Below are 13,763 nucleotides of genomic sequence, written 5' to 3'. Positions count from 1 at the left end.
CGCAACCTTTCCGGTGTGGGGGCTTAAACGCTTTCACCCAAAATGCGCAGGGCGTTTTCCTTCAGGATCAGGGGGCGGACCTCGTCTTTGAAGGGCGCGTTTTCGAAATCTGCCAACCAGCGGTCCGGTGTGATCGCGGGCCAGTCGGAGCCGAACAGCATCTTCTTTTTCAGGATCGAATTGGCATAGCGGATGAAGGTTTCGGGAAAGTATTTGGGCGACCAGCCGGACATGTCATAATAGACATTGGGCTTGTGCTGGGCGACGGCGAGGCCTTCTTCGGTCCATGGGAAAGACGGGTGGGCCAGCACGATGGGCATGTCGGGGAAATCGACCGCCACATCATCAAGGTGCATCGGATTGGAATACTTCAGCCGCATCCCCATGCCGCCGCGCATCCCCGAACCGACACCGGTCTGGCCGGTGTGGAAAAGCGTGATCGCCCCTTCTTCGGCGCATGCTTCAAGCACGGCATAGGCGGTGTCGCGGTCGTTGGGAAAGAACCCCTGCATGGTGGGGTGGAATTTGAAACCGCGCACACCGAAATCGCGCACCAGACGGCGCACTTCGCGCGCGCCGGCCTTGCCCTTGTGCGGATCAACCGAGGCAAAAGGGATAAGGATGTCGTCGTTCTCGGCGCAGATTTTCGCGACTTCTTCGTTCGAATACCGCCGGAATCCGGTTTCGCGTTCTGCATCGACCGGAAAGATCACGGCGGCGATATTGCGTTCGCGGTAGTAGTTGGCGGTGTCCTGTACGGTGGGCAACATGCCCTGCGCACCGGCGGGATTTTTGAAATAGGCAGCCATGCCAGCCTGAAATTCATTGTACCCGTCATCGCGATGGTCACAGCAGGGTTCTTCTGCGTGGGTGTGAAAATCAATTGCTTTCACCGAGGCGAAATCGACCATGTAATCCTCCCGCATGACCAGTCCGTGCAAAAAAAGATATACAGCAAAACTGTTAACCTATACAACAGTTTTCAGAATTGAGTTTTTTATGGAGAGAATGATGCGGTCTTCGGAGCTGGATACCTCTGTCACACGCGTTGACGTGGACGGCGATATTGCGACCATCGTTTTCAACCGTCCTGACAAGCGCAATGCAATGAACGACGCGCTTGTCGATGCGCTCGACGCTTTCTTCTCCAACCCGCCAGAGGGCGTGAATGCCGTTATTTTACGGGGTGAGGGCGGGCATTTCTGTTCCGGTCTTGATCTGGCCGAACATGAATGCCGCAAACCGATCCCCGGCGTTTTCCATTCACGCAACTGGCACCGTGTGTCCGAGTTGATCGAGTTCGGCGGGCTGCCTGTCATCTCGGTTCTGACCGGTGCGGTCATTGGTGGCGGGCTTGAAATTGCGACATCGACTCACGTGCGGGTTGCTGAGCCATCGGTGCGGTTTCAACTGCCCGAAGGACGACGCGGCATCTTTGTGGGTGGCGGGGCGACTGTCCGGGTTGGCCGGATTCTGGGTGCTGACCGAATGCGCGAGATGATGTTGACGGGCCGCAGTTACGGGGCCGAGGATGGACTGGCGTTGGGGCTGGCCCATTATGCCGTTGAAGAAGGCGAGGGTCTGGCCCTTGCACAGAAGCTGGCGCGCCGGATTGCGGATAACGCGCCGTTTTCAAATTACCTGATGATCAATGCGATTTCGCGCATCGGGGATATGTCGCGGAGTGACGGGCTCTTTACCGAGAGCCTTGCGGCAGCAATGTCTCAGTCATCTGATGGCGCAAAAGAAGGGCTGCGCGCCTTTCTTGAGAAGCGGGAGCCAAAATTCAGGTGACAAGAGGCTGGATCAACGCGCAGTGTGAAAAACGCACGACGCACTAACTCAAAATCTTTGGGAGGAGATACCATGAAAAGAAGAGACTTTCTGAAAACCACTGCTGCCAGTGCGCTTGCCGCTGGTGTTGGCCCCAATCTGGCCTTTGCACAGGATGCGACCTTGCGGTTCCACCAGTTCCTGCCGCCTGTCGCACCGCTGCCTGCCGCTGCGTTCAAACCTTGGGGTGAGCGTCTTGAGGCGGCCTCGGGCGGGCGTTTGCGCATCCAGCACTTTGATGCGATGGCCCTAGGCGGGCGTCCGCCGGAGCTGCTTGATCAGGCGCGTGACGGTGTTGTCGATATCGCGATGTCTGTTGTGGGCTACACCCCCGGACGATTCCCGCGGACCGAGGTGTTCGAATTGCCTTTCATCATGAAGGATTCGATCGCCACCTCGTTGGCATTCCAGCAGATGATCGAAGAAGACTTTGCCGAAAGCGAATACGGCGACTTCAAAGTGCTGGCCGGTTGGGTCCACGGACCGGGCCTGATCCACTCGGAAGAGCCGATTACACGGCTTGAGGATATGGCAGGCAAAACCCTGCGCGGTCCGACCCGTATCATCAATGATCTGTTGTCCGAGCTGGGTGCCGAACCTGTCGGTATGCCGCTGCCCGCAATCCCCGAGGCGCTGTCCAAAGGTGTCATCAACGGCACGGTCATTCCATGGGAAGTGACGCCGTCGATCCGTTTGACGGAACTTGTCAGCAACCACACCGAATTCGGCGGACCAGAGGCGCTCTATACCGCGACGATCATCATGGTGATGAACAAGTCCGCTTATGAAGCGCTGCCAGATGATCTGCGTGAAATCCTCGATGCCGAAAGCGGTGCGGCGATGGCGCAGGCCTTCTCGCAAGTGATGTTTGATTACGATGCACCGGGGCGCGACATTGCGGTAAATGCGGGCAACAACATCATCACGCTGGATGAAGCCGAGGTGGCGCGCTGGAAAGAAGCCGCACAGCCGGTCATCGACAGATGGGTTGCCGAAATGGATGCCAAGGGCATTGATGGTCAGGCGCTGATTGACCGCGCGAAACAGCTGATCGACGAGAAAACAGCGATGCTTGCGGGCTAGCAGTTTCGCTATTGATCCGGGCGCCTGCGAAGACGCCCGGATTTTTGCTGCGCTTGGGAGGGTGCAATGTATGTGATGCTTTCACGAATGGCTGGTGTTGTGGCACGCCTTCTGGCGCTTGCGGGCGGTGCGTTGCTTGTGGCGATCGTGGTCCTGACGGTCGTGTCAATTGCGGGGCGCGCGTTGTTTTCAGCCGGTGTCTGCTGTGGCCCGATCCGTGGAATCTATGACTATACCGAGATTGCCGTTGGCGCCGCGATTTTTGCCTTTTTGCCGTGGTGTCAGTACATGAACTCCCATGCGGCTGTTGATCTGTTCAAATCGACATTGCCCGATATCATGAACCGGTCTCTGAATGTTTTGATTGATGTGGGCATGCTGGTTCTGGCGACGCTGGTTGCCCATCGGCTTTGGTTGGGCCTGCTGGATAAACAGCGCTATGGCGAAACCACCCTGATTGCCCAAATTCCTGTCTGGATCGGCTATGCCGCCTGTCTGGTGGGGGCTGTTGGTTTTGTGCTTGTTGCCGCATTTTGTGTGATCCGGTCCGCTCGCGGCCTGATCTGGAAAAACGCCCAAATGGAGCCCCAGTCATGAGCGATCTTGCGCTGGCCCTTTGGTCGTTTCCGGCCCTTTTGCTTTTGGTGTTTTTGCGGGTTCCGATTGCCTTGTCGATGATGGCTGTCGGCGTCTGCGGATCCTATCTGATTTACGGCACCTCGCTGCCGGTGCTGAATGCGTTCAAGAATGTGACCTATGGCACGTTCTCGAACTATTCGTATTCGATTATTCCGCTGTTTTTGCTGATGGGCCAGTTTGCCACCCTGTCGGGCATGTCGGCCTCGCTTTTCCGTGCAGCCGAAAGTTTCCTTGGCCACCGCCGCGGCGGTGTGGCGATGTCGGCGATCGGTGCCTGTGCCGGCTTTGGTGCGATTTGCGGCAGCTCTCTGGCAACCGCCGCCACGATGGGGCAGGTGGCACTGCCCGAGTTGAAGCGCTATGGATACCCCGGATCATTGGCGACGGGCGCTTTGGCAGCAGGGGGAACGTTGGGGATCCTGATCCCGCCGTCGGTGATCCTCGTGATCTACGCCATTCTGGCCGAGCAAAATATCGAAAAGCTGTTCGTGGCCGCTCTGGTGCCGGGCATCTTGGCGGCACTCGGTTATATCATCGCGATTTCGGTCTGGATGCGTGTGTCTCCCAATTCCGCGATGGTCAAGGACCGCGTGCCGTGGTCCGAGCGTCTGGTCGCGCTGGGCAAGGTCTGGCCCGTCCTGACGATCTTTGTGGTCGTCGTAGGCGGTATCTATATCGGTGTCTTTACACCGACGGAAGCTGCCGCAGTGGGGGCCGCGGGCACGGGGCTGATCAGTATTCTTTCGGGGCAGATGACGTGGGCGAAACTGGGCCAGGCGATCCTTGCGACCGCAAGCGCCTCGGCGATGATCTATCTGATCATTCTGGGTGCGGGGTTCTACAACAGCTTTCTGGCACTGAGCCAATTGCCACAGGTCGCTGCGGCCTGGGTGGGTGATGCGGGGCTTTCGCCTTGGGTCGTTTTGGCCGTGGTCCTGTTCATGTATCTGATTTTCGGCTGTGTGATGGACAGTCTGTCGATGGTGCTTTTGACGGTGCCGATTATCTATCCGATTATGATCGTGCTGGATTTTGGCATGTCGCCGCAGGATTTCGGGCTGTGGTTCGGCATTCTGGTGCTGATCGTGGTCGAGGTCGGGCTCATCACGCCGCCAGTGGGTCTGAACCTGTTCATTATCAACGGGATGGCCAAGGACACGCCGATCAAGGAAACCTATAAAGGCGCGTTGCCATTCGTAATCACCGACCTGATCCGCGTGGTTATCCTGACCGCGTTTCCGGCGATTACCCTCTGGCTCGTCTGGTTTATCGACAGCTTTTAGACAGCGATGACCGCAGGATCATCGCTGTAAAGACGGGCGAGTGTCTCTGCGCGGTTGCTGCGCAGGGCGCGCTGGTTGAGCGAGCCTTTTTCGGTCACTTCGCCTTTGTCGAAACTGGGTTGTTCCGTCAGCACGATGATCCGCCGCACGCGGCTGGCGGACCCTGTCGCGGCCTTTGCTGCCGCGGCCAGTTTCTCGGCCAAGGCGGCGCGCAGCGCGATCGCATCCATCTGTGCGGCGGCGGGTGACAAAAGCACCATCGCGCCAAGTTGGGCCTCATCCTCGCCGGTGATCACGGCGTCACGGATTAGCCCGTCCATCGCATCGACCAATCCGGCGCGCACGGCACCGACGGCCACCCATGTGCCGGTGGAGAGTTTGAAGTTTTCCGCGATCCGCCCGTCAAAGAAAAACCCTTTCGAGAAATCATCGGGGTCAGCAGGGCGCAGGGCGTCGCCCATACAATAGTAGCCTTCTTCGTCAAATGCTTTGGCGGTCTGTTCGGGGTCGCCATAGTAGCCCGGAAAGATCGTGGGGCCTTTGATGCGCGCCTCGAGCTTGCCGCCATTGGGCACAAGTTTCAGCGCCAGCCCCCGCGAGATGACACCGACATTGCCGGATTTTTCCTGCGGTTCGGTGCAGGCCAGCGCGAAGGGTGCAGTCTCGGTCGCACCAAGCCCTGTGGCCAGCAATACTTCATGGCCGGTGGTCGCACGCCCGGCGGCGCGCAAACGGTCCCATGTGCGCTGGGCCATGCCCGCTCCGGCATAGAACATCATGCCAAGCTTGCCAAAGAAGGTCTGCGCGAGGGCAGGGTCCGCCTCAAGCTGGTCGACCAGCATGTCGTAGCCCATGGGCACGTTGAAGTACCACGTGCAGGAGATTTCGCGCAGGTTGCGCAGGGTTTCGTCAAACTTGCCCGGCACAGGTCGGCCATCGTCGATGTAATAGCTGCCGCCATTTGTCATCACCAGATAGAACACCTTGTTGCCCGCCGCGGTGTGGTTCCATGGGCCCCAGTCCAGAACGACGGGCGGTTCTTTGGTCAGGAAGCGGTAGCAATCGCGCACGACGGCCTGCATGGCACAGATCATGCGGTTGGTGTTGATCACCGCCTTGGGTGATCCGGTGGACCCTGAGGTGAAGAGATATTTGACCACCGTATCGTGGGTCAGATTGGTGCGGGCGGCCTCGGCGGGCGCGGGGTCTGTCGCAAGCAGGCTATCGAAGCTGACGGCCCCATCCACAAGGTTGCGCAGATTGATCACCTTGCGGTCTGGCGCGCTGATCGCTTCTAATGCCTTGGCGAATTGCCCCCCATCGTCGGCGAAAAGTGCGCCGGGATTAAGCAGCGCGGCGATATTGCGCAGTTTGGCGTGATCGGTCGAGACCAGCGCATAGGCGGGAGAGAGCGGCGCATAGGGCACACCTACGTAAGCGCAGGCCATGCCAAGAAGTGCATGTTCAAGGCTGTTCTCAGAGAGCACCAACAAGGGGCGGTCTGGTCCGAGGCCCATGGCCAGCAGGCCCGCGCCAATCGCTTTGGCCATCACGCGCCCTTGGGCATAGGTGATATGCCGCCAGTCGCCGCCATCCGCGCGGCGCGCAATCCAGGTGGTATTCGGGGTTTCTTCGGCCCATTTGTCGAGATAGTCGGCCAGCAATTGGGGGTGATCCGGCAGGTCGCCTTGCTGCCGGATGATGACCGTGCCGTCGTCGCGGCGTTCGTAGTCGAAGGCGGGGTTCCAGAAATCGGCGGAGGCAGAGGTCTGTGCCGTCATGGCCTTGGGTCTCTCTAGCGTGGCGCCATACGGATTGCGCCATCCAGACGGATGACCTCACCGTTGAGCATCGGGTTGCGGGTGATGTGATCGACCAGTTCGCCATATTCGGCGGGATCGCCCAGACGGGACGGGAAGGGCACCTGTGCGCCAAGCGAGGCCTGCACTTCTTCGGGTAGTTCGCGCAGGAGCGGCGTGAGGAAAAGCCCCGGTGCGATGGTGCAAACGCGGATGCCCTTGTCGGCCAGATCGCGGGCCATGGGCAGGGTCATGCCCACGATGCCGCCTTTACTGGCAGAGTAGGCCAACTGCCCGATCTGCCCGTCATAGGCCGCGACCGAGGCGGTGTTGATGATCACACCGCGCGCGCCGTCCGCATCAATCGGGTCGGCGGCCACCATACGCGCGGCCGCCTGACTGGCGCAATTGAAGCTGCCGATCAGGTTCACGCGGATCACGCGGTCGAACATATCCGGATCGTGGGCTTCGCCGCGCGACACGGTTTTGGCGGCGGCGGCGATGCCTGCGCAATTGACCAGAACGCGGATCGGGCCATGGGTGGCCTCGGCCTTGGCAATCCCGTCTGCGACAGATTGGGGGTTTGAAACATCGACGGCGGCAAATGTGCCGCCGACCTTGTCGGCCTGTGCTTGCCCCGCGGTCGCATTCATATCAAAGATCGTGACCTTCAGCCCGCTGGCTGCAAGCCTTTCAGCGGTTGCGGCCCCCAGCCCCGAGGCCGCACCTGTGACGATTGCGCCATGTCCCGACCAGTCCTGCATTACAGGCCCTCCTTATCTGTGAGGCGGATTTTTTTCAAAAGCTGCATCAGCGTTTCTTTGTCCGAAGCGGAGAGATCGGCCAGAAGGCGATCTTCATGTGCCTGAACCGTTGCCAGAGTGTCGTGATAGGCCAGCTGACCATCCGACGTGGCAACCAGCGCCTGTATACGGCGATCATCAGGCACAACGCTGCGCGTCAGAAAGTTGCGGCGTTCAAGTTCGTCAATGATGGCAACGAGGCCGGAGCGTTCGATCCCGAGCATCCTTGCGAGGCTGCTTTGGCTGATATTGGGGTGGGCGACGACCAGTGACAGCGCCGAGAAAGTGCGTGGCGAAAGCCCACCCTCGCCAAGTGCTGCGCGAAAGTCTTTCTGGATTGCCACATAGGCCCGTTTCATGTTGTAGCCAATCAACGTCTCGAGATCCGAGACGACGCGTGTCGTGTCGGTCTTTATCTGTTTCGCAGCCGCGCGAGGTGCCATGATGTGCCTCCCTAAGTCTCTCGACAGACATAGCGTATATTGTTAAGTAGGTAAACAGTTTTGCACGCGTGCCGCAGAAAGGATGACTGTGATGAACTTGCCCGAACCAAAGCTTGTCTGGGTCACTGATCTGACGGTGCAGCTGGACCCGATCCGCGCGATGGGGCAGGGCCGTGCTGGCGCGCGCCGGATCATTCCGATTGTGGGCGGTACGATGGACGGCCCGCAACTGAAGGGCCGGATTCTGAACGTCGGGGCAGATTGGCAGACCATCTTTGCCGACGGTCTGGCGGAACTGGACACACGCTATGCGCTGGAAACCCATGACGGTGCTACGATCGAGATCGTGAACTACGGGTTTCGTCATGGCCCGCAAGAGGTGATCGCCGCTATTGCGCGCGGCGAGGACGTCGCGCCCGACAGCTATTACATGCGGACCCATGCAAGGCTGGAAACCGGCGATAGCCGCTACGGCTGGGTGAACCGCACGCTCTTTGTCGGCGTTGGCGCGCGCAAAGAGCAAAGCGTGCTGATGCGGCTTTACGCGCTGATGTAGGCGGTTGCACGCCGGATCAGACGGGCGCGATCAGGTCGTAAGCGCGATCCGCGCATGGACTGCGTCATGGTCCGAGAGCGGGCGCCCGCTTGGATCGAGCGACGCCAGCACACCCTTTGACAGGCAACTCACCCCACGCCCGCAGATCCAGTCGAGCTTCATCTGGCGTGCCGGGTGCAGCGTGATCAGACTGGGGCGGGTCGTCATCCCGTCGGCCGTGAAGGACCAGTCGTAGCCTCGCGCCTCGGCATTGGCAAAGAGGGCTTCATCGCGCCAGTCAAAGTCGGGCGGCATGTGGTTGCCCGTGTTCAGGTCACCGCCGATCACAACCGGCAGACCGGGGGCAAAAGCATCGACTTTTGCCATCAGCAGGTCGAACTGTTTGGCGCGGTGCGCGCCATCCGCGTTGCTTTCAAGGTGGGTCGAGACAACGCATAACGGGCCGTTGATTGTCGGAACGACCGCTGCAATCGCATTGCGCCCACCTACACGTGGCTGGCCCGCATCACCGCCCGCGTCGGGGGTGAACCAATGGCCGTGATCGTCAAGGCGGATCATTGTTACCCTCTCAAAAGGGACAGCGCTGAGAATTGCGTTGCCGTGCCAGCCGCACGCGTTGAAATCATCATCGCAAAACGCTTGCTCGGTCGGACCACCAAGATCCATCTCATAGAACTCCACCCCGAAGGCGTAGGTCATCCCAAGCGCCTGCGCCATGTCGGCTGTGGTATGGCGCTGCTTGGTACGGGCCATGCCGTGGTCCATCTCGGACAGCAGAACGATTTGCGGAGCAATGCCGGACAGATGGGCGGCGCTGTCTTGCGGAAAGAGGCAGCGTTCGAGGTTCCATGCAACGATTGGAAAAACGCCGGGAAGCTGTTGCGCGCCTGCCGTCCCGCCCTGCTGCACCGCGTTCAGCCCCGGCAGACTTGCCAGAAGCGCGCGATGCGCCGCAGAGGTGCGCGGTGCGGCCATGATCCGGCTGCGATCCGCGGCGCTGACGATCTGCAGCGTATCCACTGTGGGGGTCATAGGCGCTTGCCGTCGGTAGCGTTGAAAAGGCAGACAGCATCAGGCCTGACCGACAGGCGCTGCAGGCCGGTTGCCGCTGAGATGTCGTTGCTGACATGCACCGTCACGGAATGCGCGCCAAGCGTGCCGTGCAGCAGCCGGTGCGCGCCAAGCTCTTCGATGATCTGTACGTCCATCGACAGCGGGCCGGTTGCATCAAGGGTAAAGTCTTCGGGCCGGATGCCTGCCGTTACTGCACCCTGTGCCGGTGCGGCACAGAGCGGCTGGTCGCCCAGCATGACCTGACCGTCCGTCACCTTTGCCGGAAACAGGTTCATCGGTGGTGCCCCCATGAACGCGGCCACAAAGGTGGATGCGGGGTTGTGATAGACCTCGGAGGGTGTGCCGATCTGTTCGATCCGGCCTGCGTTCATGACGATGATCCGGTCTGCCATCGTCATCGCCTCGACCTGATCGTGGGTGACATAGATCGACGTGACACCAAGGCGGCGCTGCAAGGCCTTGATCTCGATCCGCATTTGATTGCGCAGCTTGGCGTCAAGGTTCGACAGCGGTTCATCAAAGAGAAACAGGGCCGGATCGCGCACAATGGCGCGGCCCATGGCCACGCGCTGGCGCTGGCCGCCCGACAATTGGCTTGGCTTGCGATCAAGGTAGTCGCCAAGGTTCAGCAATGCTGCCGCCTCATCGACTTTCTGCGCGATTGCCTGCTTGGAGGTACCGCGGTTTTTCAGGCCGTAACCGATATTCTTGCGTACCGTCATATGTGGATAAAGGGCGTAGTTCTGGAACACCATGGCGATGTCGCGTTCTGCGGGTTCGACGTTGTTCACCACGCGTCCCGCAATCTGCAATTCACCCGATGTGATGTCCTCGAGTCCTGCCACCATGCGCAAGAGCGTGGACTTGCCGCAGCCCGACGGGCCGACAAGGACCGTGAATTCGCCCTCGGCGATCTCAAAGCTGGTGGGGTGTAGCGCCTCGAACCCGTTGGGGTAGGTCTTGCCGATATTGTTGAGTTGCACCTGTGCCATGTATTTTGCCTATTTGTCGGATTCAGTGAGGCCCTTGACGAACCAGCTTTGGAAAAACACCACCACAAGAACCGGTGGAATGACGGCCACGAGGGCCAGAACGTTGGAGCGCCCGAACTCGGGCACCACCGCACCTTCGAGAACCTGCACGATCTGTTTGATACCCCGCACAAGCGTGTACATGTCTTCATCTGTCGTGATCATTGTGGGCCAGAGGTATTGGTTCCAGCCATAGACGAACATGATGATGAACATGGCCGCGATCATCGTCTGGCTGAGCGGCACAAGGATATCGATGAAGAATTTCACAGGCCCTGCACCGTCGATGCGGGCGGCCTCGACCAGTTCTTCGGGGACAGAGCGGAAAAACTGCCGGAAAAAGAAGGTGGCCGTGGCAGAGGCGATCAGCGGGATGATCAGTCCTTGGTAGGTGTTGAGCATGCCAAGCCACTGCACCACCTCGTAAGAGGGCAGGATGCGGACTTCGAGCGGCAAAAGCAGCGTCGTGAAGATCAGCCAGAAGGCAAAAGTGGCAAAGCGCAGGCGGAAGTAGACGATGGCATAGGCAGCCATCATCCCGAGGACGATCTTGCCAAAAGCAAAGCCGATGCCAAGGATCATGCTATTCTTGAGCATCGACAGACCGGTGTTTTCACCGGAAAAGCCTGATGCTTCGAACATGGCTTTGCGAAAATTGTCATCCAGCTGGTCGCCAATGGTCAGCGACGGGCCGGTACGGATGATTTCGGTGTCCGGCACGGTTGTCATCTGCAAAAGCATTAACAGTGGCAGTATCATGAACAGGCTGCCCGCAATGAGAACAGCGTGATCGAGCACGGTCGACAGTTTGAGTTTACGCATTGAACCGACCCTTATGTATAGTGGATGCGTCTGTCGATCAGACGGAACTGGAAGATCGTGAGCGCCAGCACCAGGACCATGAGGATGACCGATTGAGCTGAAGACCCGCCAAGGTCATTGCCGCGAAAGCCGTCGACATAGACCTTGTAGACCAGTGTCATCGGGTTGTTGCCCGGCTCTCCTTTGACGACGATGTCAACGATGCCGAAGGTGTCAAACAGTGAATAGGTGATGTTGATGATCAACAGAAAGAAACCGGTTGGTGCCAGCAGTGGAAAGGTCACGTCCCAGAACCGCCCCGAAGCCGAGCGATTATCAATCAAAGCTGCCTCGCGCACCGAACGCGGGATCGATTGCAGGCCGGACAGAAAGAAGATGAAGTTCACCGGGACCTGTTTCCAGACCGAGGCAAGGATCATCGAAAAGGCGGTATCGTTGAAGTTGACCCCGACCATGTAATCATGGCCGAAAAACCCGAAGAATTCGGTGAGCGGCCCCCAGCTTTGGTTGAACATGATGACGGCGATGAAGCCTGCCACCGGAGGGGCGACCGCATACACCCACATCAGCAGGGTCCGGTAGGTGCGTGCGCCGCGCAGCACCTTGTCGGCCTTGACGGCAAGGACCAAGGCGATTGCCAGCGAAAAGAAGGTGACCAGCAGTGAAAAGACCACGGTGAAGGACGCAATCCTGCGATACTCGCGACTGCCAAAAAGGTCGATGTAGTTTTGCAAGCCCACGAATGTGGAGCCAAAGCCGAAGGGGTCTTGCAGGTAGAACGAAGACTGCAAAGCCACGACCGTCGGCCAATAGAAAAAGACCGCGATGATCACAAGCTGGGGCAGCAAGAGCAGCACAGGTAAAGAGACAGTCGTAAATCCGGCCCGTTTCATAAGTGTTCCTTTGGGTACGTGAGAACGGCCGCCTTTTCCGGCGGCCGTTCGGGTATTATCGGATGATTTGGCGCTAGCCTTGGGTCTGCGCGAAGCGTGACAGAAGCTGGTTGGCTTCTTCTTCGATCGTCGCAAAAGCGTCCTCGACCGAGGTTTCACCGGTCAGGATGCGGCCGTATTCACGGTTCATCACGTCACGGATCTGCACGTAAAAGCCCATGCGGTACCCGCGGGTGTTTTCGCCTGCGGCAAGTGACAGCTGCTTAATGCCGATTTCAGCGGCAGGCTGCTCTGCGTAGTATCCTTCGGCAGCGGCCATCTCATAGGCGGCTTCGGTGATTGGCACGTAGCCTGTTTCCTTGTGCCACAACACCTGTGTTTCAGGCGCTGTCAGATACTCGAAGAACCGTGCTGTTGCTGCATTTTCCGCGTCAGATTTGCCGGACATGGCAAACAGCGCTGCGCCACCGATGAAGGTCTGCTTTGGCTCTGATGTGACGGCTTCCCAGTAGGGCAGGTAGGTTGCCGAGAAATCGAACCCGAGGTCTTTCTGGGCAAGGCCACCAAAGGAGCCGGACGAGCCGAGCCAGATTGCGACTTTACCTTCTTCGAAGGGGGTCTGGTTGTCGCCCCAGCCTGTGCCATACCATTCAAAATAGCCCGCATCCTGCCATTCGGTCAGCGCGGTGAAATGGGCCTTGATAGCATCGTTGTTGACGAGGATCTGTGTGTCCAGACCGCCGTAACCGTTGTCGTTTGTCGCGAAGGGCAGGTTGTGGCGGCTGTGGAAGTTTTCAGTGAAGATCCATGGCAGGTGCGATTGTGCCAGCGGGATATAGCCTGCGGCTGCCAGGGCCGGTGCAGTTGTTTCCTGGAACTCTTCCCAAGTGGCGGGCGGTGTGACGCCGGCAGCTTCGAGCGCATCGACATTATAGTACATGATGGGCGAGGAAGAGTTGAACGGCATGCCGATCATCTTGCCGTCGCTATCGGCGAAGAAGTAACGCACGCCGGAGATGTAATCTTCGATGTCGAAGTCTACGCCGTTGTCGGACAGCAGATCCTGCACGGGGATTGTGGCACCTTTCGCGCCGATGACCGTTGCGGCACCGGCATCGAATACCTGCATGATGTGCGGCTGTTCGCCCGCACGGAACGCGGCGATACCAGCGGTCAGGGTTTCTTCATAAGTACCCTTGAACACAGGTGTCAGCCGGACATCATCCTGAGAGGCGTTGAAGTTCTCGGCGATCTGGTTGACGGATTCACCAAGAGCACCGCCCATGGCGTGCCAGAGCTCGATCTCGGTCTGCGCAGAGGCAGCTGTGGTCAGCGCAAGTGACATGACGGCGCTGGTAAGCGTAATACGGGACATTTACGTTCCTTCCATTGAACATTGCCGCTTGGGCAAAAAGAGATGGTTGTCTGTGGAAGGGGGCGCAAAACCTGTCTGGCAGAGCCGTCTGTCCGGCCGAATGAAACTGCCGCAGCAGGGCCCCCACCC

At 59.1% G+C, this 13,763-nt stretch carries 14 protein-coding genes; 5 read left to right on the top strand and 9 right to left on the bottom strand.

What is annotated here, in order from left to right; all coding sequences use genetic code 11:
* Positions 1 to 23: 23 nt before the first annotated feature.
* Entirely contained in the window at positions 24 to 911 is an 888-nt protein-coding gene (locus C7964_RS08340) for an amidohydrolase family protein (protein WP_110279459.1), read from the bottom strand.
* A gap of 97 nt (positions 912 to 1,008) precedes the next feature.
* Between C7964_RS08340 and C7964_RS08335 the strand changes: the two genes are divergently transcribed.
* From C7964_RS08335 to C7964_RS08320, 4 genes are all read left to right on the top strand, one after another.
* Positions 1,009 to 1,794 carry a crotonase/enoyl-CoA hydratase family protein gene (locus C7964_RS08335; protein ID WP_110279194.1) on the top strand — a complete coding sequence of 262 codons (786 nt, stop codon included), beginning with the start codon at positions 1,009 to 1,011 and terminating at the stop codon, positions 1,792 to 1,794.
* Between the two features lie 72 nt (positions 1,795 to 1,866).
* Positions 1,867 to 2,916, top strand: a complete 1,050-nt coding sequence (gene dctP / locus C7964_RS08330) for a TRAP transporter substrate-binding protein DctP (RefSeq protein ID WP_110279193.1) — start codon at positions 1,867 to 1,869, stop codon at positions 2,914 to 2,916.
* 66 nt (positions 2,917 to 2,982) lie between these two features.
* Positions 2,983 to 3,513, top strand: coding sequence for a TRAP transporter small permease (locus C7964_RS08325; RefSeq protein WP_286163846.1), 531 nt, complete (start codon positions 2,983 to 2,985; stop codon positions 3,511 to 3,513).
* Complete coding sequence (locus C7964_RS08320; RefSeq protein WP_110279192.1) at positions 3,510 to 4,838, top strand: TRAP transporter large permease; 1,329 nt, start codon at positions 3,510 to 3,512, stop codon at positions 4,836 to 4,838. The genes C7964_RS08325 and C7964_RS08320 overlap by 4 nt, the downstream gene beginning before the upstream one ends.
* Here the strand turns inward: C7964_RS08320 and C7964_RS08315 are convergent.
* Genes C7964_RS08315 through C7964_RS08305 form a run of 3 tightly spaced genes read right to left on the bottom strand, consistent with a single transcriptional unit; the run spans position 4,835 to position 7,883 of the window.
* Positions 4,835 to 6,619: a feruloyl-CoA synthase gene (locus C7964_RS08315; protein WP_110279191.1), complete on the bottom strand. Its 1,785-nt coding sequence runs from the start codon at positions 6,617 to 6,619 to the stop codon at positions 4,835 to 4,837. The two genes, C7964_RS08320 and C7964_RS08315, sit on opposite strands and share 4 nt — an antisense overlap.
* A gap of 14 nt (positions 6,620 to 6,633) precedes the next feature.
* Positions 6,634 to 7,401 carry an SDR family NAD(P)-dependent oxidoreductase gene (locus C7964_RS08310; RefSeq protein ID WP_110279190.1) on the bottom strand — a complete coding sequence of 256 codons (768 nt, stop codon included), beginning with the start codon at positions 7,399 to 7,401 and terminating at the stop codon, positions 6,634 to 6,636.
* The gene (locus tag C7964_RS08305) at positions 7,401 to 7,883 is read right to left on the bottom strand and encodes a MarR family winged helix-turn-helix transcriptional regulator (RefSeq protein WP_110279189.1); all 483 of its coding nucleotides are present in this window, start codon (positions 7,881 to 7,883) and stop codon (positions 7,401 to 7,403) included. The genes C7964_RS08310 and C7964_RS08305 overlap by 1 nt, the downstream gene beginning before the upstream one ends.
* Before the next feature lie 91 nt (positions 7,884 to 7,974).
* Between C7964_RS08305 and C7964_RS08300 the strand changes: the two genes are divergently transcribed.
* Positions 7,975 to 8,439, top strand: a complete 465-nt coding sequence (locus C7964_RS08300; RefSeq protein WP_110279188.1) for a DUF3237 domain-containing protein — start codon at positions 7,975 to 7,977, stop codon at positions 8,437 to 8,439.
* A gap of 30 nt (positions 8,440 to 8,469) precedes the next feature.
* Here C7964_RS08300 and C7964_RS08295 read toward each other — a convergent pair whose 3' ends face one another.
* From C7964_RS08295 to C7964_RS08275, 5 genes are all read right to left on the bottom strand, one after another.
* On the bottom strand, positions 8,470 to 9,471 hold the full coding sequence (locus C7964_RS08295; RefSeq protein ID WP_110279187.1) for an endonuclease/exonuclease/phosphatase family protein: 1,002 nt from the start codon (positions 9,469 to 9,471) through the stop codon (positions 8,470 to 8,472).
* Positions 9,468 to 10,505: an ABC transporter ATP-binding protein gene (locus C7964_RS08290; RefSeq protein WP_110279186.1), complete on the bottom strand. Its 1,038-nt coding sequence runs from the start codon at positions 10,503 to 10,505 to the stop codon at positions 9,468 to 9,470. The genes C7964_RS08295 and C7964_RS08290 overlap by 4 nt, the downstream gene beginning before the upstream one ends.
* A 9-nt stretch (positions 10,506 to 10,514) precedes the next feature.
* Positions 10,515 to 11,366, bottom strand: coding sequence for an ABC transporter permease subunit (locus tag C7964_RS08285; protein WP_110279185.1), 852 nt, complete (start codon positions 11,364 to 11,366; stop codon positions 10,515 to 10,517).
* Between the two features lie 11 nt (positions 11,367 to 11,377).
* Positions 11,378 to 12,259 carry an ABC transporter permease subunit gene (locus C7964_RS08280; protein ID WP_110279184.1) on the bottom strand — a complete coding sequence of 294 codons (882 nt, stop codon included), beginning with the start codon at positions 12,257 to 12,259 and terminating at the stop codon, positions 11,378 to 11,380.
* A gap of 73 nt (positions 12,260 to 12,332) precedes the next feature.
* Positions 12,333 to 13,634 carry an extracellular solute-binding protein gene (locus C7964_RS08275; RefSeq protein ID WP_110279183.1) on the bottom strand — a complete coding sequence of 434 codons (1,302 nt, stop codon included), beginning with the start codon at positions 13,632 to 13,634 and terminating at the stop codon, positions 12,333 to 12,335.
* Positions 13,635 to 13,763 lie beyond the last annotated feature (129 nt).

Origin of the sequence: Loktanella sp. PT4BL, assembly GCF_003201935.1 — a bacterium.
GTDB lineage: Bacteria > Pseudomonadota > Alphaproteobacteria > Rhodobacterales > Rhodobacteraceae > Yoonia.
The sequence above is the reverse complement of the archived record's forward strand: the minus strand, read 5'-3'. Positions and strand labels throughout refer to the sequence as shown.